This window comes from Paraburkholderia sp. 32 (genome assembly GCF_050435345.1).
GTDB classification, from domain to species: Bacteria; Pseudomonadota; Gammaproteobacteria; order Burkholderiales; family Burkholderiaceae; genus Paraburkholderia; species Paraburkholderia tuberum.
Window position 1 is genome coordinate 824,519 of the sequence record NZ_JBNDKD010000002.1, and the last position, 17,301, is coordinate 841,819.

The 17,301-nt window shown below is 62.4% G+C and carries 14 protein-coding genes; 5 read left to right on the forward strand and 9 right to left on the reverse strand.

The window, feature by feature from the left end; genetic code table 11:
• Nucleotides 1-5: 5 nt before the first annotated feature.
• Entirely contained in the window at nt 6-1,076 is a 1,071-nt protein-coding gene (locus OKW26_RS19110) for a VOC family protein (protein ID WP_429354777.1), read from the reverse strand.
• A 57-nt stretch (nt 1,077-1,133) separates the two neighbouring features.
• Nucleotides 1,134-1,874 (reverse strand): FAD-dependent monooxygenase, encoded by a 741-nt coding sequence (locus OKW26_RS19115; RefSeq protein WP_429354778.1) that lies wholly within the window; start codon nt 1,872-1,874, stop codon nt 1,134-1,136.
• Between the two features lie 143 nt (nt 1,875-2,017).
• Here OKW26_RS19115 and OKW26_RS19120 point away from each other — a divergent pair, with 143 nt between their 5' ends.
• Complete coding sequence (locus tag OKW26_RS19120; RefSeq protein WP_184059133.1) at nt 2,018-2,761, forward strand: TetR/AcrR family transcriptional regulator; 744 nt, start codon at nt 2,018-2,020, stop codon at nt 2,759-2,761.
• A gap of 275 nt (nt 2,762-3,036) precedes the next feature.
• Here the strand turns inward: OKW26_RS19120 and OKW26_RS19125 are convergent, their stop codons facing one another.
• The 6 genes from OKW26_RS19125 to OKW26_RS19150 all read right to left on the reverse strand — a co-directional run bounded on the left by OKW26_RS19125 (nt 3,037) and on the right by OKW26_RS19150 (nt 12,633).
• Entirely contained in the window at nt 3,037-3,726 is a 690-nt protein-coding gene (locus tag OKW26_RS19125) for a PqiC family protein (protein WP_429354779.1), read from the reverse strand.
• A complete protein-coding gene (locus OKW26_RS19130; RefSeq protein ID WP_429354780.1) occupies nt 3,723-5,318 on the reverse strand; it encodes an intermembrane transport protein PqiB in 1,596 nt (531 codons plus the stop codon). The genes OKW26_RS19125 and OKW26_RS19130 overlap by 4 nt, the downstream gene beginning before the upstream one ends.
• Nucleotides 5,319-5,385: 67 nt before the next feature.
• Nucleotides 5,386-6,726 (reverse strand): paraquat-inducible protein A, encoded by a 1,341-nt coding sequence (locus OKW26_RS19135; protein WP_429354781.1) that lies wholly within the window; start codon nt 6,724-6,726, stop codon nt 5,386-5,388.
• 182 nt (nt 6,727-6,908) lie between these two features.
• Nucleotides 6,909-8,372, reverse strand: a complete 1,464-nt coding sequence (locus OKW26_RS19140; RefSeq protein WP_429354782.1) for an efflux transporter outer membrane subunit — start codon at nt 8,370-8,372, stop codon at nt 6,909-6,911.
• 2 nt (nt 8,373-8,374) lie between these two features.
• Nucleotides 8,375-11,548, reverse strand: a complete 3,174-nt coding sequence (locus OKW26_RS19145; RefSeq protein WP_429354783.1) for an efflux RND transporter permease subunit — start codon at nt 11,546-11,548, stop codon at nt 8,375-8,377.
• Nucleotides 11,545-12,633 carry an efflux RND transporter periplasmic adaptor subunit gene (locus tag OKW26_RS19150; RefSeq protein ID WP_429354784.1) on the reverse strand — a complete coding sequence of 363 codons (1,089 nt, stop codon included), beginning with the start codon at nt 12,631-12,633 and terminating at the stop codon, nt 11,545-11,547. The genes OKW26_RS19145 and OKW26_RS19150 overlap by 4 nt, the downstream gene beginning before the upstream one ends.
• A 503-nt stretch (nt 12,634-13,136) precedes the next feature.
• On the opposite strand from OKW26_RS19150, the gene OKW26_RS19155 reads away from it, so the two are divergent.
• Nucleotides 13,137-13,892: a TetR/AcrR family transcriptional regulator gene (locus OKW26_RS19155; protein WP_429354785.1), complete on the forward strand. Its 756-nt coding sequence runs from the start codon at nt 13,137-13,139 to the stop codon at nt 13,890-13,892.
• 118 nt (nt 13,893-14,010) lie between these two features.
• Here OKW26_RS19155 and OKW26_RS19160 read toward each other — a convergent pair whose 3' ends face one another.
• The gene (locus tag OKW26_RS19160) at nt 14,011-15,066 is read right to left on the reverse strand and encodes an AI-2E family transporter (RefSeq protein WP_429332840.1); all 1,056 of its coding nucleotides are present in this window, start codon (nt 15,064-15,066) and stop codon (nt 14,011-14,013) included.
• Between the two features lie 241 nt (nt 15,067-15,307).
• Between OKW26_RS19160 and OKW26_RS19165 the strand changes: the two genes are divergently transcribed.
• The 3 genes from OKW26_RS19165 (at nt 15,308) to OKW26_RS19175 (ending at nt 17,101) form a co-directional block, all read left to right on the forward strand.
• Nucleotides 15,308-15,811 (forward strand): hypothetical protein, encoded by a 504-nt coding sequence (locus OKW26_RS19165; protein ID WP_429354786.1) that lies wholly within the window; start codon nt 15,308-15,310, stop codon nt 15,809-15,811.
• Nucleotides 15,812-16,455: 644 nt separating this feature from the next.
• Nucleotides 16,456-16,812 carry a hypothetical protein gene (locus tag OKW26_RS19170; protein ID WP_429354787.1) on the forward strand — a complete coding sequence of 119 codons (357 nt, stop codon included), beginning with the start codon at nt 16,456-16,458 and terminating at the stop codon, nt 16,810-16,812.
• Nucleotides 16,813-16,870: 58 nt separating this feature from the next.
• Entirely contained in the window at nt 16,871-17,101 is a 231-nt protein-coding gene (locus OKW26_RS19175; RefSeq protein WP_184059279.1) for a hypothetical protein, read from the forward strand.
• The last annotated feature ends 200 nt before the right edge of the window (nt 17,102-17,301 follow it).

The following is a 17,301-nucleotide window of genomic DNA, read 5'->3' on the forward strand; positions in this document are numbered from 1 at the left end:
GTGGTTCAGGCGAAAAGCTTCGCCAACGTGCGCAGCTTGCTCAACGTCAGGTCGGGGCTGCGGCGCAGGTTTCTGAAAAGTGCCACGACGCTCGCGGGTGTGAACCTGGGCTTCGTGAAGCTGCGTGGCATCGTCGGTCCCCATTGGGCCATCGCCTCGCGGCTCACCGCATGGACACCCGTCGGCGCGTCCGCCGTAAAGAGGTCGCCGTCGCAATAGTGCTCGTGCTTGTCGCCCCATGGGTCTTGCCAGTAATCGAAGATCTGGCTGCCCAGCTTATGCCGGCCGATCCCCCACGCGTGCGTCCAACCTTCGTCGCGCAGAATGCGTTGGCCCATGCCAATCGCGTCGGCGTCAACGACTTCGTACGCGCTATGGCTGTAGGTGGGCACGAAGCCTTGTGCAAGCGCGAGCGTATGGTGATCGGCTGGCTTGTCGCCGAGATCGAGCCGCATGAACGCGACGGCGGGCGAACCATCGGGAAGCACCTGCACATCGCTGGGGATGAAGCCGAAATGCCGCGTATACCACGCGCAGGTTTCCTGATAGTCAACGAGTTCGAGCACGACGTGTCCGAGCCGGATAATTTCCGGCGCGCCTTCGGGCGGTCGCTGCGTGCCGTTGATCCGGACCGTCGCATCCACGGAGTTGAACGGCAAGGGTGGCCGATGAAACAACCTCGAAGCTGGCTGCTGGCCCCATATCGCGTCGACGCGAAAGCCAGAAGGATCGGTCAGCCGTACCGTATAGCCGCCACCGGGCAGGGGCGAGCGTTCGACGTCCGAGGCGCCCGGCAGTTTTGCAAGTGCATCAAGCTCGGCCCTGTTGTCGACCTGTAGCCCAAAACCAACGAACCGGGATTTCGAGGCCTTCCGGACGACATAGCAGAAGTGTGAAGCACCCGTTCCCCGCAGCAGCAGGAGCGCTTCACCGCGCGATACCGTTCGGAGCCCGAAGTCACTGAGAAATTGCTCGGCTTTCTCGAGATCCGGCCGGTCGAATATCAGATAGGCCAATGCCGACGCTTTCGTCGTAGGATCGGGGTGACGGGCTGGTTGTACAGTGGTCAGGTTCATGGCGATAAGAAATCACACGGTGTGAATGGGGTTTCGAGACGGCATGCGGCTTCGCGATCACTGCATGACCCAGCAGTGCTGACCGAGCAAGGAAAGACTCTCGCGCACGAGCCGCGACGCATCGGTCGCCGGGCCATCGTGAACGACGGTCTTGTCGGGCCGCACCACGGCGGCCCAACCAACCGGTACGAGACGCGGAAGGAACACACCGTCGAGGTCCTCCCAGCTGTCATGCCGAGCGAGATGCGGCCGCTCTCCACGGTGTGCGATCTGCACAGTGCTTCCGCCGGCACGCGCGAAAGCTGCTGCCTCAGAAAAATCGAGCGAGGCTCGGGCATCTCTGCCAAATCCAATCAGCACCAGGCCCTGCCCGAACACCTCGTCGCTCGGACGCGCCTTGCCATCCGAACCACGTACCCGCCCCTGCCCAATGACTGCGCCGCGCACAAGCTTCGTCGGCGAGCGGCCTTTGACAAACACACCTCTTCTAGTTGTTTTTTTCGGCTGGATCTGCGATTCCTCGGGCTGCGCACGGTGCTCCCCAATGCCCGCAAGCTGAAGGATGCGCAGCGCGTCGTTATCCAGCTCGATTGCCTGGCGCGCGATGGAAACCTCGGTTGACTTGTCGACAATCAATACATGCACGCCGTAGCGCGCCAGTAGATTGGCAATCGTTGCACCGACGGGTCCGCAACCCACCAGTAAGACGTCAACCACCGACGGTAATGCGCCAATCGGCGGACGAACCTGTTCATGCCGGCTCCACGGCGCGGCGCCGTCCTTTGCTGCTGTCTCCACAGTCACTCCAGATGTTGTCTGTTGTACTTGTATGTAAGGCCGGCCTTCGGGTCGCCTTTAATGACATTAAAGTCATTCGTGAGCGTTTTGTCAACCTAGACATTACGATCTATACTTAGGCATAACCAAAGCTTGGATCCATCATGCCGAACACTACAAAGCGTCCTACCCGTGCGGCGCCAATCGCCCCGGTTGCCATTCCCGAACAACGCGAGCCGCGCGGTGCGCGTCGCAAGCGCGAGACGCGTGCCCGTCTGCTCGACGCCGCCCTCAGGCTGATGGCCGAAAAAGGCATGGAGGGCGTGGCGATCAATGAAATCACCGAAGCCGCTGATGTCGGCTTTGGCTCGTTCTACAACCACTTTGAATCGAAGGAGGCGATTTACGCGACGCTTGTCGACGAGGTGTTCGAGGATTTCGCTAACATGATGGATCGCCTCGCCGCTGGCCTTTCCGACCCGGCCGAGGTGATCGCTGTCTCCGTGCGTCATACGGTCCTGCGTGCGCAGCAAGACCCCGTGTGGGGACGTTTCCTGGTACGTGAAGGGTTTATTCCAACGCATGCGATGAGCCGCGGACTGGGCCAGCGGCTGCTGCGCGACATTGTGAATGGCATTGCCGCGAAGCGCTTTGTGGTCGCCGACCCGTTCATCGGATTTCTTGCGGTAGCCGGTACGGTCCTCTGTGCAATCGCCGCCGAGCTGAACTTCGTCGCACCGGGTGCGCCCGCGGCAAGCGTACTCAAGGAGCTTGGCTTTAGCGGGGAGCACTTCCCTGAGCGTACTGCAGCAATGCTGCTGCAGACACTCGGACTCAAGCGCGCGGAGGCGGAGAAGATTGCAGCGCGTCCGCTGCCGGTCGTGGAGGAGACTGTCGACGCCGATTGAATCAAGAGGTCCGGCGCCATCGGTCTGATCGGCCTGAAGTCAGCCGGGTGCGGCCCGGCGGAGAAGCCCGCTCGGGCCGCTAGCGATTAAACTCAATCACCTGCTAAAGCCTCGACGCTAGCAATCGGCTCGCGCTCCTTGCGCAAACAGGAATCGTCGTTCCCGCTGCTGTTGCAAGCATCGGTCCCGACGATCTTGAATGTTCCCACATAGTTGCGGTGGCGGTTTCGTTCCATTTCCATCCCGGTGCGTGAGGCACCAATTCCTGTATCGGTTCAGCCTGCTAGAGCCGGGCATAACAACGCCGAACTTCTCGTACTCGCAGGGATGCGCGCCGGTGCAACGGCGGACTCGAACGGCGCCGCCGAAAATTCCCGGACCACTTCGCCAATTTGAGTGCCTATCCTTCTCACTGCGATTCGATGGCCGTTGACGAGTGCATCGTAGCCGGCCGATACGGGCTGGCTGACTATGCTGCGGCAGGTCAATGTTCGTGAGTCGTTCGACTTGCGTACACTCCAGGTGACGTCAAGCAGCGCGTGTGAGCCCGGCCACGATTCAAAACGCTGCACGTCGACGGAGACCTGATACGTGCGAGCGTCCTCGGCGTGACCAGGCTGGTACGTGTCGGGGCCGCCCGCCTGTCGAGTCGCGGCCGCGAGCAGCGCATTGCGGATCTCGTCTGCAAGCGGCGATGCCCAGCGCTCGTCTTCCAGAATCCTGACGCGCGCCGCATCGACGTGTACGACGAACTGGCTCCTTGCGACTGAAACCGGCACCTTCACTGTGCGCATGTCGATCCGGAAGGCCGGACTGACCGAAACGTTTGCACGCGTCGGTTCGCTGTCAGTGCCGAGGGTATAGAAGCGGGCCGGCGGGGAAGCACAGGCGCTCAGCGCGGCCAGACCCATGACGGTCGCAATACGGGCGATCGCGCGCCGCGCGCGGGATTGGATCAGTTTCACCGTTGGTCTCCTTTCTTGCCGAACAGGAGCGCCTGGGGATGACGTTCCAGATAATCGGCGAGCGCATTGAGGGATTGCAGGGTGCGTGTCATTTCCTGCATCGCATCCTGGATGTCCGACTGCAGGGGCGCGGTCTGCCGGAGCGTCGTTTCGGCGGTACTGAAGGTTTTCTGCGCGGCCGCCAGTGTGTCGCGGGCTTGCGGAACGACCTCTGTGTCCATGTGCCCGAACAGCTTGTTGGCGTTTTCAAGTGCGCCGTTAAGGTTGGCTCCGATCTTGTCGAACGGCACCTGATTCAGCTTCCTCGCAATATCGGCAATCTGCACCTGAAGTTCGTCGAGGGTGTTAGGCACAGTCGGCAGTTCAATAGGATTGCGATGAACATCGACGCTCGCCCGAGGCGCTTTCGGAAACATGTCGAGCGCCACGAATAGCTGGCCTGTCAGCAGGTTGCCGGTTCGCAACTGACCGCGCATTCCCTCCATGACGAGGTTTTCCAGCAACTCATGACCACCCTGCGAGTTCGGAGCCGGTAGCGCTTCGTTGGAGCGCCGGCTGAGCCTGTCGGGATACAGCGCCATCGATACCTTCATGCTGAAACTCTTCTCCTTTTCGTTATATTCGATACCGATGTCCGTCACCTGCCCCAGCGCGATGCCTCGAAGGTCGACGGGAGCGCCGACAGACAGGCCGCGCAGCGACTGGTTGAACCGCATCACGACATTGAGCGGCGCGCCGTCGGGCTCGCGCATCGCGTCCGACTCGTCCGATGCGAGTCGGAACGCCGCCTTGTCAGCGGCCGGTTGTCCGGCGTCCTGACCCGGCGGCGACTGGAACGCCAGGCCTCCGACGACCACCGTCGCCAGAGATTGTGTATTGAGCTTCAATCCATTCGAATCGAGACGGAGGTCAACACCGCTTGCGTGCCACCACCGTGTATTGGTGCCGACATACCGGTCAAACGGGGCATTGACGAAAACATTGACAACCACGCCCGCGCCGGTCGGATCGAGCGAGAAGCCGACCACCTGGCCCACCTGGATGCGACGGTAGAAGATCGGCGCGCCGATATCGACGGAGCCCAGGGAGTCGCCCCTCAACGTATATTGATGCCCCGGCTGCCCGGACGTGACGATCGGCGGACTTTCGAGGCCGACAAATGCGGTTTGCCTTTCCGAAGACTGCCCGACGTCGACACCGATATACGCGCCGGAGAGCAGCGTACCGAGGCCCGAGATTCCGTTAGCGCCCACGCGCGGGCGAACCACCCAGAAGCGCGTGCCGCGGCTTGCGAATTTTTCTGCCTGTTTGGTCAGCTCGATCGTGACGATGACGTGCTGCAGGTCCTTTGACAGCGCGACCGCCTGTACCGAACCGATCTCCACGTCCTTGTATTTGACCTTCGTTTTGCCCGCCTCCATGCCCTCAGCGTTGCTGAACGTGACCGTCACTGTCGGTCCCTTGTCGGTGACGGATTTGACTACCAGCGCCACACCGATCAGCGCACAGATGAGCGGCACTAACCAGATGAGGGAGGGAATCCAGCGTTTTCGTGGCTTGATGTCAGGTCTGGGTGGCGTGGGAAGATGCATCGCTCGGAGAGTAGTTCGCAAATATGAGGTTATTTAGGAGTGCGGACGCCGCTAGCACGGTATTCGTTCATCGCCGTGAAGCACGCGCTGGCCCGCAGCGGACGTTGTCCCAGATCAGCCGCGGATCGAATTGATGCGACGCGAGCATGGTGAGAATCACCACCGCGCCGAAAGCCAGCGCGCCCGGACCGGCAGTGACAACCGCAAACGAACCGAAATGCACCAGCGCGACCGTCAGAGCGACGACGAAGACATCGAGCATCGACCACCGGCCCACGCACTCGACGAGCCGATGCAGCCTCGCGCGTTCGAGCGGCTGCCAGTCCGGACTGCGACGGGCCGCTACGATTTGCAGCGTGAGAATGGCGAGTTTGAGCATCGGCACCACGACGCTGGCTACGAACACGACGACGGCGAGTGGCCAGTCGCCTGAAGTCCAGAAGTACGCCACGCCGCCGAGGATCGTGTCGTCCTCCGAGTGGCCGAGGGATGACGCGTGCATGATCGGCAACAGATTCGCGGGTATGTAGGCGAGCGCGGCGGCAAGAACCAGACTCGACGTGCGCGTCACGCTATCGGGATGGCGCGTGTGCAGCACCGATTCGCACCGCGAGCAGCGCTGCTCTGACGACGCCGCGATGTGCTTCTGCACCAGTCCACAGGTATGACAGGCTATGAGCCCGGCGCTGCGCGCCGTCATATGCGCCGCCGGTGCGGGCTTCAGGCCGAAGAACGACGGGGCTCGCGGGGCGCACCTGCGCTTCACTCTGGTCCAGCGGATCTCAGCGGGTTGTCGAAACTTTATTTCGTCCCGCGTCGACCAGAGCACGCGCGGGTCGAAAGTGGCGAGAAACGCCAACATCAACGTGAGTGCACCGAATGCAAACAGTCCTGGCCCAGGGATCACCTGCGCCATGCTGACCATTTTCACGATCGTGATGACCACGCCGAGCATGAACACTTCGACCATGCCCCATGGACGGATGAGCTGCACGACGCGAAGCATTCGATTGAAATGACGTACTACCTTGCCAAGGCGCAGCGGAACGAGCACATAGAGAAGGGCGAGGAGTTCGATCAGCGGAAACAGGATCGCCGAGCAAAAGACCATCGTTGCGACGATGCGCATGTGCCCCGTCCACAACGAGCGCACCGCGCCGAATAGCGTCGCCTCCGACGTCATACCGTTGGTCTGCAGTTGTATGACCGGGAAAGCCTGCGCAATACAGAATGTGATCAAAGCTGCAACGGTGAGCGCACCAATCCGGTCGAGCGGTACGCTCGCTCCCTGCGTTCCTTCCAGGCCCGCACGGCAGCGCGAGCAGCTCGCAGTCTGGCCGCCCCGCAGCAGAGGCTTGCGAAACAGCAGATCGCACTCGTGACAGGCGATCAGTTTCTTATATTCCATACAGGGAACTGGACAACCTGAAGTTCTGGCGCGTTCGATGCACGTGAAGTCCGGCTTGACCTTCCCGTGCGTGGGCGCATTCTGATTTCGGATAGGAAACGACTACTCCGATACCCGCCGGTACAGTCGAGGAAGAGCGGCCTGATCGGCAGGTTGCTCTTCCCGTCTTCATCGACACGCGATCATTGCGACGACGCTGTTTGCGGCTGGCCCGGCGGCAGTTCGCCCATCGCCTGGAACAGTGCGACGGTATCGTTCATGCGCTGGCTTGCCGCGCGCACGGCGCCGATCTGTGCGTTGAGAAAGCGCTGCTCGCTGGCATGCTCCGCCGTTGACGGCAGCGAACCCATGCGGCGGCGCGACGCGGTATCGTCGAATCCCGCCTGCGCTGCCTGTGCCGCTGCTTCAGTCGACGCGAGTGTCTGTGCGTCGTTATCCAGCGCGGCAAGCGAATCCGCGACATTCTGGAACGCCGACAGAACGGTGGACTTGTAGTTCAGCACCGCCGCATCGTAAGCATCGATCGACGCCTTGCGGTGCGCGAACAGCGCGCCGCCATGGAAGATCGGTTGCGACAGGCTCGCACCAATGGCCCAGAGTCCGCCCGCTCCTGAGAGCACCGCCGGCCAGCTAAAGCCGCCGCGGCCCATCGAGGCCGTCAGCGACAGGCTCGGAAAGAGCTGCGCGGTCGCAGCGCCGACATCGGCGGCAGCGGCCTTCACGGCGGCGTCGGCTGCCTGAACGTCGGGGCGCGAACGCAGCAGGTCCGACGGCACCACGACGGGCACGTGTTCGGGCAACGTCAGGCTGTCGAGATCGGGAACGGCCGGGGCGTTGTCCGGCGTGCGGCCCATCAGCACCGCGAGCGCATGGACGGCTGTGGCGCGCTGCTGGCGTAATGCAGGAAGACTCGCCGCAGCCGAAGCTGCATCCTGCGTCGACGCAAGCGCCTGCGCACGCGAGACCGAGCCGAGTGCATAGCGGTGCTGGTCCTCGTCCGCGGCCGTCCTGGCCACGGCGACGAGCCGTTCGGTGAGCGCGATCTGGCGATCGAGTGCCGCCACGCTGATCGTCGTACCGACGATGTTTGCCGCCAGCGCGCGCCGCGCCGCCTCCAGTTGATACGCCTGTACGTCTACGCGAGCGGCGCTGGCCGCATTCGCCGAACGCGTCGCACCGAACAGGTCAAAGGTGTAGGACGCGAGAACCTGTCCGGCAAAAAAGTTATAGCGAACCTCACTGGGGCCAATGCCGGGCACAAGCGGTGAACGCCCGCGATCGACTTGTGCGGCAGCATCGATTGAAGGCAGCGTCGATGCGCCGACCTGGGCGCGCAGCTCCTGCTGCGCGGCTGCGAGCGTCCGCTGCGCGGCCCCGAGCGTGGGGCTGTTGCGCAAGCCTTCCTCGACCAGTGCACTCAGCGCGTCCGACCGGTAAAGCTGCCACCATTGCGGAACGCCCACTGCGCCGATATCGAACTGCTGCGCCACGCCGCCCGCTGCGACGGTCTTCGCCGGCTGTGCCCCGGCACCGTAGTGCGCAGGCGAAGGCATCGCCGGGGGCGCGCCGTTCGGGCCGAAAGTGCAGGCCGTCAGTGCGATGGCCACAGCCACGGCCATCACGGATGTCTTGTAGGCGAAGCTCATTATCAAACCTCCATCTGCTCGGCGACGACCGGTTGCGTTCCGCGCTCGTCGTGCCGGACCCTGAAGCACGCCGCGTACAGCGCGGGCAGGAAGAACACGGTCAGTACCGTCGCAATCGTGATACCGCCCATCAGTGCGGTCGCCATCGGACCGAAGAAGCCCGAGCGCAGCAGCGGAATCAGCGCGAGGACGGCGGCGGCGGCGGTCAGCATGATCGGCCTGAAACGCCTTATCGTTGCGCCGATAATCGCGTCGAAGCGCGGCTGCCCTGCCGCGATATCCTGATCGATCTGGTCGACCAGAATCACGGAGTTGCGCATGATGATGCCGAACATGGCAATCACGCCCAGCAGCGCGACGAAGCCGAAGGGCTTGCCGAACAGCAGCAGCGCGGCCACGACGCCAATCAGGCCGAGCGGCGCCGTCAGCACGACGATGAAGGTCCGCGCGAAGTTCTTGAGCTGGATCATCAACAACAGCAGCACGGCGATGATCATCAACGGCATTTCGGCATTGATCGACGTCTGGCCCTTCACGCTTTCTTCGACCGCGCCGCCCACCTGAATGCGATAGCCGACCGGCAGCCTGGCGGTTTCCGCCGCGAGCGCACGTTCGATGTCGTGGGTCACGTCGATGCCCTGCGCGTCGCCGCGCACGTCCGCCTGCACCGTGATGGTCGGCTGGCGGTCGCGTTGCCAGATGACGCCGTACTCGAGCGTATTGCGCACGTGTCCGAGCGAACCGAGCGGCACCGGGCCGTTGGGCGTCGGAATCGCGAGGCTCGTGAGCTGCGCCGGATTGACACGTTCGCTCTTGGGCGCACGCAGATCGACGTTGATCAGCTTGTCGCGCTCGCGGTACTGCGTCACCGTGTAGCCCGATAGCGTCATCGCGAGGAAGTTCGACACGTCTTCCGAGGTGACACCAAGCTGGCGCGCGCGGTTCTGATCGATCTCGAACGAGATCGAGCGCTCCGCCGGCTCGTCCCAGTCGAACTGGACGTTGCGCGTGCGGGGATCGGCGCGGACCTTGTCCGACACCGTCTGCGCAATCGATCGGACGGTCGCGATATCGTCGCCGCTCACGCGGAACTTGATCGGGAAGCCGACCGGCGGACCATTCTCGAGCCGGGAGACGCGCGCTCGCACGCCGGAGAAATCCTTCTCGAGCTTGCCGTCGAGCCAACGCATCAGTTCCTCGCGGTTTTCCACGCTTTTTGCGGTAATCACGAACTGCGCGAAATTCGGTTGTTGAAGCTGCTGGTCGAGCGTCAGGTAAAAACGCGGCGCGCCGGTGCCGACGAAGTCGACGAAGTGGTCGATCCCGGCTTTGCCGTCGAGCACCTTTTCCAGGCGCTTCGCTTCACGCAGCGTCGCTTCGAACGAGGCGCCTTCCGGCAATCGCAGATCGACCAGCAGTTCCGGCCGTTCGGAGTTCGGGAAGAACTGCTGCGGCACGCGCGTGAAGGCCAGCATGGAAATCGCGAAAAGCACGACGGTGACGCCGAGCACGACCCATCGACGCTCGACGCACCACGCAACCCATCCCGACAGGTGCCGGTAGAAGCCGGTGTTGCCGATTTCATGCGGATCATGGTGCGCACCGCCGGGTTCAGGCTTGCGTTCCGGCAGCAGGTGATAACCCAGCAACGGCACCAGCACGACGGCCGCGAACCACGAAACGATCAGCGCGATGGCCGACACTTCGAAGATCGAACGCGTGTATTCGCCCGTGCTCGATTTGGCGAGCGCAATCGGCAGGAAGCCGCATACGGTGACGAGCGTGCCTGTGAGCATCGGGAATGCCGTGCTGGTATACGCGAACGCTGCCGAGCGCGCCCGGCTCCAGCCTTGCTCCAGCTTCACCGCCATCATTTCGACGGCGATGATCGCGTCGTCGACGAGCAGGCCCAGCGCGAGCACGAGCGTACCGAGCGAAACCTTGTCCAACCCGATATTGAACATATGCATGCAAAGCGCCGTCACCGCCAGCACGATCGGAATCGTGATCACGACGACCATACCGGTGCGCAAGCCGAGCGAGACGAGGCTCACGACCAGCACGATCGCCACCGCTTCGCCAACCGATCTCACGAACTCATCCACCGAGTGCTTGACCGCGTGCGGCATGCTCGAAACCGCCGCGAGTTTCAGACCCGCCGGCAGCGTGGCCTGCAGTTCGGCGGCTTTTGCGTCGAGCGCCTTGCCGAGGTCGATCACGTCGCCGCCCTTTTGCATCGTCACGCCGATGCCGAGCACCGCCTGGCCGCCGACGCGCATCTGGGTCGCCGGCGGGTCGTCATAACCGCGTGTGATCTTCGCGATGTCGCCCAGCCGGAAGGTGCGCTTGTTGATGGTGATCAGCATGTCGGAGAGCGCCTGCACATCCTTGAGCGCGCCGCTCGGCCGCACGAACACGCGGTCGTCCGCGGTCGTGATGGTGCCGACGGGCGCCACGGCATTCTGTGCGTCGATCGCCTGCGCGAGCTGTTGCGGCGTGATCGAAAGCCGCGTGAGCTGCGCATTCGATATCTCGACGAAGATGTGCTGATCGGGGTCGCCAAAATAATCGACCTTCGCCACACCGGGTACGCGCAACAGGACTGTGCGCAGCTTGTCAGCGTAGTCGTGCAGTTGCGCCGGCGAAAAGCCGTCGCCTTCAAGCGCATAGATGTTGGTGTAGACGTCACCGAATTCGTCGTTGAAAAACGGGCCGACGGTTCCCTTCGGCAGCGTCGCGGCAATGTCGCCGACCTTCTTGCGCACCTGATACCAGGTTTCCGGCACTTCCTTGACGGGCGCGGAGTCCTTCATGGCGAAGAAGATCATCGACTCGCCAGGCCGCGAGTAGCTCTTGATGTTGTCGATGTTCGGCGCGGCCTGTAGCTGGCGGCCGATCCGGTCCGTGATCTGTTCCTGCACCTCGCGCGCAGTCGCACCAGGCCAATAGGTCTTGATCACCATCGTGCGGAAGGTGAACGGCGGATCCTCCGACTGCGCGAGTTTCGTATAGCCGATCACGCCGAAAAGCGTGGCGAGCCCGATCAGAAAGATCACGAGCTGCTGATGGCGCAGCGCCCAGGAGGAAAGATTGAAGCTGCCCTCGCCAGATTTGTCTGCCCCGGAAGACGGGACAGGCGCGCTCTCGCGCACGGGTTCTTGGTCACGGGAGTTCATGACGGGAAATCCTCCCGATGCAGGGGCGCCACCACCTGCACGTGCTGGCCCGTGCTAACGGCGTGTACGCCCTGCACCACGACGCGGTCGCCGTCGTGGAGGCCCGATGCGATGGAGACCGTGCGCTCGTCGTATCGCTGCACCGTCACAGGACGCAGCTCGAGTGTGTCGGTGCCGGTACGCACCACCCAGACAGCAGGGTTCTCGCCCTGATGAAAGAGCGCCGTCACCGGCACAGTGAACGGCTGTGCGCCCGACGCGTCACCGACGACATCGAACGCAACGGTGGCCGTCATGCCGAGGCGCACTGCAGGGCTGGGCGCGTTCAGGGTGAGCTTGACGCGCCAGGTGCGGCTTTGCGGATCAGCGCCAGGCGACACCTCGCGCACGCGGGCCTCGAAGGTCTTGCCGGGTAGCGCCGACAGCGTTACGCGCGCCATGCTGCCGACTGTCAGCGAGCTCAGCGTGCGCTCGGGCGCGTCGCAGACGATGTCTACGTCGCCCGTCCAGTCGAGGTGATAGATGGATTGGGTTGCCTGAACGTTCTGGCCCGTGTCGGCGTCCTCCGAGGTAATCACGCCGTCGTGGTCCGCAGTCAGCGTCGCATAGCGCAGATTGTCCGAGGCGAGCGCCATCTGGGCGAGCGCCGAGTCGCGCTGCGCAACAGCGGATGCGTACGCGTCCTGCGTCTGTTCGAGCTGCGCCGGTGCAATCAGGTTTGCCTGCGCCTGCGCCTGATCGCGATCGAGCTGCTGCTTCGCGTAGACGAACCGGTGTTCGGCGGCATCGAGCTGCGCTCGCGCGTTGGCCAGGTTACTGCGCAGATCGGTCGGGTCGAGCAGCGCAACAACCTGTCCCGCCTTGACGGCGTCGCCGAGGCGAACGCGCCGTTCGATGATCTTGCCGCCCACTCTGAACGAAAGCGCCGTGGAGTAGCGCGCCTGCACCTGAGCCGGCAGCGACGCACTTGCCGTGCGCCCGTCAGCGTGGACGGCCAGGGCGACCACGGGCTTCGGCTCTGGAGCGGCGGCTTCGCGCTGGTGGCATGCCGCGAGCATGACCGCGCAGCAAGCCGCAAGCACCATGCGTGCGCACTGCGGAGATTGGACGAGGGAAGGTAAGAAGCGACGCGCAGGCGCCTGCGCGATAGGGCCGGAATGTTTCACGATGTTCACAAGACGGGTGATAACCCAGGTAAGAAAGTTTCCCGATGCCGTGCAAACCCGAGTGCCAGCAAGCACGGTTCGCTATCAGCGCGGACGCATAAAACAAGCTTCGTTGATACGTTAGTCCTACTTATCGACGTGCATGTCGGTACTTGCCATCTCGATGTGCCTCCACGCAACCAGTACGTGGGGCAGCGCCCGTTCATGCGTACCGCCCGGTGATCTGCTGGTCTGTCAGTTCCGGCCGAGGACTTGGGATCGACCGCTAACGGAATTTTTTCGCTCCGTCGGCATCGTTGGGTCCTTCGTACGTCCGGTTGTCGGCGGCTCGGATGAGATTAGACCCAATACTGAGCATATTGTCAACTATGACATAAAAATCTAGAATCCAGACATCGAATAACCACGACTACGGAGCCGACATGCCACAAGCCCCCAAACCGCGCGCGAGCCGCGGACGCTCTCTCAAGGCGCCAAGTGCGTCCCGCGACCCGATCAATCGAAGCTATCCGCGCGGTGCCCGTCGCAAACGCGAGACGCGCGCGCGCCTGCTCGACGCTGCGCTGAAACTGGTCGCGGCCAAGGGTTTGAGCTCCGTCACGATTAACGAAATCACCGAGGCAGCCGACGTCGGGTTCGGCTCCTTCTATAACCACTTCGAATCCAAGGAAGGCATCTTCACGGCGCTCATCGAATGGCTGTTCGAGGAATTTGCGGATACGCTCGATCGCCTCGCCGCGGGGTTGTCCGATCCAGCGGAAGTGATCGCCGTCTCAGTCCGTCACACGCTCCTGCGGGCCTACCGCGAGCCAGTGTGGGGGCAACTTCTCATTCGCGAAGGTTTGTCGTCGCGCCTGCTCAGCAGGGGTCTCGGCCTGCGCCTGCTGCGCGATAGCGAGAAGGGCATTTCAGAAAGGCGTTTTGTGATCGCGGACCGGTTCATGTCCGTTATCACCGTGATTGGCACGGTGCTCGCGGGAATTGCCGCCGAACTGCAACTGGCCATCTCGTCGAAGCGGACCGTTCGTGCGCGAAAGGTGCTTCGCTCGAAGGAGGAGAAGTTTGCCCAGCGAACCGCCGCCATTGTGTTGCAGGCGTTCGGTCTCACACGTGTAGAGGCCGAGCGGATCGCGCGACGTCCACTGCCCACCGTTCCCGATGCTCCGACCTTGCCGTGACAGTGCAACTAGCGCGGCGTTTCCGCGCCATCGCAGGTGCGGCCGCCCGGTGCGATGTCGGATTGCTGGGTAGGCGGGGCGGGTGCCCGGACATCGAATCGGGCGATCGCGATGCCGGTCAGCCCTGGTAAAGCGCACTCGCGAGATAGCGGTGGCGCAGTTCCCGCAATGCCGATGCGAGGATGGCGCTGACCGGCAACGCGAGCAGCACGCCGAAGAATCCGAACAGCCGCCCAAACGCCAGCAACGCAAAGATGACCGCGAGCGGATGAAGGCCGATGCGCTCGCCAACCAGTCTCGGCGTCAGCACAAAGCTTTCAAGAATCTGGCCGACGCCATACACCGCGACCACCACGGCGAGGCCATACCAGTCACCAAATTGCAGCAGCGCCGCGAGGAGCGCGAACGCGAGGCCGGTCGCAAAGCCGATGTAGGGAACGAATACGGCAAGCGCGCTAAACAGGCCGACGGGCACCGCCAGATCCAACCCTGCAATCGTCAGCACAGTCGGGTAGAACACCGCGAGCACCGCAATCACCAGCAGTTGCCCGCGCAGGTACTGCGACATCATGCAATCGATCTCTCCGACGAATTCCCGTGTCTTGCCGAGCCAGCGCCGCGGCACGAAGCTCGCCATGCGCTCGAACGCCTCGTGCCTGTCGTAGAGCAGATAGAACAGGACGAGTGGCATCAGCACCGCATTGCTCACGACATTGATCATCACGTTGCTGCTGGTGCGCAGGTACTGCCATACGGCAAGCATCGCGCCCTGCCCGTCCGCTTTGAGACGGGCCGCCAGCACCTCGCGGATATTCGTCACATCGAGCGAATAATCCAGTCCCAGAAAAGCCAGACGCGGCTTCAGCCATCCATCGAGTTTTGCGACGATAAATGGAATTTGCCTGATGAGTTCCGGCCCTTCCTTCTGGACAACTACGCACATGAGCAGCATGACGAGTGCGACGGACAGAGCAAACAAAGACATCATCACCAGCGCCGCAAGGCCGCGCGGAATGCGATGGCGTACCAGCCACTCCACGCCCGGCTGCAAAATGTATGCGACGAGCGCACCGAGCAGAAACGGCGTGAGAACGGCACGCAGGTTCCATAGCAACACGCCGGCCGCTAACGCAACGGCGCCCCAAAACAGAGATTGACGATGGTATACAGTCATAAGCGCCCCCACTGGGCGAGTGATCGAGTGGCTTTCGTCGTTGAGCCGAAGCATCGGCGGAAGTGTTTGTCTTAACCGCAGGAGCCGGCGATGCCGGGTCGCCGCGCGGCGCATCCGTCAGATCGGCGTCGCGCCGCTAGCCGCGCTGTGGGTACGCCTGTCGTCACCGTGCTGGCGCGACGGGTCTTGCGGCGTCGCCGGTTTGCTGGTGCCTGTCTGCGATTGGCCGCCGGGTTGCCCGGTGACTTCGATCCACAATGGACGCGCCATCGGATCGGGCGGCGACATCATTGCCGGTGCTGGCATCGCGGGAACGACAATCGCGATGACGCGCGGCGTGGGCATCACGGTCGTGGAACAACCGCAGACCGTCGCAACAAGCGGGAACGAGCACAGCAAGGCGAAAAAGAAGCGCGATCGGCGCGTCATTCCTGCCGCCGATGCAGCGAATCGTTCAGGTCTGGTTGAGCAGTCATGGGTGACATCTCCACGGTTGATTCAGCGTGCGCTGGCATTGCGGCGACTCGCCTACAGCAACTTCGCGGACGGGCCACTATGTGATAATAATATCACATTCGCGCGTTCGGTCAATATTGATTATAAAGATCGAGCCGCGCTGCATCCTCCATCGGCGGTACGCCGTGCGCTGCGCTGCCGGTCCGACTCCCGGCCAGTTCGCAGACGCGCAGCGGGCTCAGTGCGTCAGGACGCTCGGGTGCGCGGCGAGGCGCTCGACCTCGAGTAGCGCCTGACCAAGCACATCGATAGCTCCATTCGTGGTGGAGGCCGTAGCAGCGCTGCGCAACGCGTGCTGAACGATGTCGTGAATGACGTCCGTGTTCGATGAACCGGCGTGGAACGTAAGTTGGTGTGCCATAAGTATTCCTGCGTAAAAACGAAGCCTGTTTCATGTGGACGCAGTATAAGCAAAGCGCGCCGCCATTCGACGCGCGCAATTATGAGTTGCGAGATCTTCAATACACGGTTTGCGTGAATCGCGAATCGCTGACATAAGAACAGCAAGCGGACGTATTCCGATACCCACGTAGTGTCTTGTCGACGAACGGCGATGGAAACGCGCAGGCTCGACGGCTGATCTCGTTTGTGCAACGACCAGCGGATACCGTCGAAGCGAATTGCTGCGTGTCATTCAGACAGTCCGCACCGCCCTTGCCTCCGGACACACTAAAGAAGCACACACTGCTTCAGCGCAATCGGCTACAAGCTTGCAGCGACGGCAACTATCCGTTGCCCCGTAGATGCTTGTAAGCCGACCGTAAATGACTAGACTGGCACCAACGAACTGGCAAACAGCACTCATGCCTCGCCAGACCGTTGTTCCCCAAACACCGCGTCTCCTGAATCCGACGCTCGATATTGAGTCTGATCATGCCAAAGTCGAAGACCTTCATCCCCGTCCCTGTTGTCGCGTCGATCTTGTCCTTCTCGACCGCCGCATTCGCTAGCAGCAGCAGTCCCCAAACCTATGAGCAAGCGGCTGTGCAACCGGTTCAGCGTCAAACGGTCGGCTACCATGACCACACGGGCGCCAATACACAATATGCAATGGACTTTCAGGCGGTGTTAGCCCGCGTGGAAGCCCAGCGGCAAGCGTTCAACAACTACGGCGGGGTGACTAGTTCGTCGGCTTTCCTCCCGTCAGACAACGTAGCGTCGGGTAGCCCCGTCGACTTCAGTACCGCAACAGCGTCCTGGCGTTACAAGGCAACCTTGGCCGCGCGTTGATACGGCTCGCGGCTGCTAATCGCATCAAAATCAAGACAATCAACTGTAGAGAATTGAAATGAAAAAGACCTTCCTTGTACTGTTCGCCTTCCTTACCAGCACATCCGTGCTTGCGCAAAGCAATCTGCCGCAGCAATTGCCGTCGCAGCAGCCAGCGTCCGCCGGGCAACCGTCCACGAAGCAGCTTTCACAGGGTGGGCCGCAGCTTCCGCAACCTCCACAGCTTCCGCAGATTCCGCAACTTCCGACACAAGCGTCGACGCAAGTCCCGACCCAGCTTTCGAAATAACCCCGTATGGCTGCGCAACCCGCGCAGCCATACCTGGGAGACCGGCGATTGTCGCGGCTACCCGGATTCTGTTCATCGCCGTAGGCGCATGTGATGCACGACGGCGTTTGCCGGCGATTCGTTCATGACGTCGGCAAATCGCTGGCCGCGAGACCCTGGTTGGGTGAACAATAGACTGCTCTCAACCCTTCCTCAGCAAT

Excerpts from the sequence above, each read along its gene's own strand:
- OKW26_RS19120 (WP_184059133.1), top strand. The coding sequence starts at position 2,018 with ATGCCGAACACTACAAAGCGTCCTACCCGTGCGGCGCCAATCGCCCCG.
- OKW26_RS19155 (WP_429354785.1), top strand. The coding sequence starts at position 13,137 with ATGCCACAAGCCCCCAAACCGCGCGCGAGCCGCGGACGCTCTCTCAAG.
- OKW26_RS19135 (WP_429354781.1), bottom strand. The coding sequence starts at position 6,726 with ATGGAATATAAGAAACTGATCGCCTGTCACGAGTGCGATCTGCTGTTT.
- OKW26_RS19130 (WP_429354780.1), bottom strand. The coding sequence starts at position 5,318 with ATGCATCTTCCCACGCCACCCAGACCTGACATCAAGCCACGAAAACGC.
- OKW26_RS19170 (WP_429354787.1), top strand. The coding sequence starts at position 16,456 with ATGCCAAAGTCGAAGACCTTCATCCCCGTCCCTGTTGTCGCGTCGATC.
- OKW26_RS19145 (WP_429354783.1), bottom strand. The coding sequence starts at position 11,548 with ATGAACTCCCGTGACCAAGAACCCGTGCGCGAGAGCGCGCCTGTCCCG.
- OKW26_RS19175 (WP_184059279.1), top strand. The coding sequence starts at position 16,871 with ATGAAAAAGACCTTCCTTGTACTGTTCGCCTTCCTTACCAGCACATCC.
- OKW26_RS19160 (WP_429332840.1), bottom strand. The coding sequence starts at position 15,066 with ATGACTGTATACCATCGTCAATCTCTGTTTTGGGGCGCCGTTGCGTTA.
- OKW26_RS19150 (WP_429354784.1), bottom strand. The coding sequence starts at position 12,633 with ATGGTGCTTGCGGCTTGCTGCGCGGTCATGCTCGCGGCATGCCACCAG.
- OKW26_RS19140 (WP_429354782.1), bottom strand. The coding sequence starts at position 8,372 with ATGAGCTTCGCCTACAAGACATCCGTGATGGCCGTGGCTGTGGCCATC.
- OKW26_RS19110 (WP_429354777.1), bottom strand. The coding sequence starts at position 1,076 with ATGAACCTGACCACTGTACAACCAGCCCGTCACCCCGATCCTACGACG.